We start from the raw sequence: 437 nt of genomic DNA on the forward strand, positions 1-437 counted from the left end.
GAAGAAGGCCGCGCTCTGCTGGCTGCCTTTGACTTCCCGTTCCGCAAGTAAGGTAGGGTTACTAAATGGCTAAGCAATCAATGAAAGCACGCGAAGTAAAACGCGTAGCTTTAGCTGATAAATACTTCGCGAAACGCGCTGAACTGAAAGCGATCATCTCTGATGTGAACGCTTCCGACGAAGATCGTTGGAACGCTGTTCTCAAGCTGCAGACTCTGCCGCGTGATTCCAGCCCGTCTCGTCAGCGTAACCGCTTCCGTCAAACAGGTCGTCCGCATGGTTTCCTGCGGAAGTTCGGGTTGAGCCGTATTAAGGTCCGTGAAGCCGCTATGCGCGGTGAAATCCCGGGTCTGAAAAAGGCTAGCTGGTAATTGTCACCAATTGAATCACGGGAGTAAAGACAGATGAGCATGCAAGATCCGATCGCGGATATGCTG

The 437-nt window shown here is 51.9% G+C and carries 1 protein-coding gene; it reads left to right on the forward strand.

Translation table 11 applies throughout. The features are described 5' to 3' along the window. Nucleotides 1–65: 65 nt before the first annotated feature. On the forward strand, nt 66–371 hold the full coding sequence (gene rpsN, locus Tanf_RS16715; RefSeq protein ID WP_046825618.1) for a 30S ribosomal protein S14: 306 nt from the start codon (nt 66–68) through the stop codon (nt 369–371). The last annotated feature ends 66 nt before the right edge of the window (nt 372–437 follow it).

The sequence above is a fragment of the Tannerella forsythia genome (genome assembly GCF_001006485.1).
Classification (GTDB): domain Bacteria; phylum Bacteroidota; class Bacteroidia; order Bacteroidales; family Tannerellaceae; genus Tannerella; species Tannerella forsythia.

What these genes read in the sequence shown, in the direction of transcription:
- rpsN (WP_046825618.1), top strand. Translation starts at nt 66, where the DNA reads ATGGCTAAGCAATCAATGAAAGCACGCGAAGTAAAACGCGTAGCTTTA.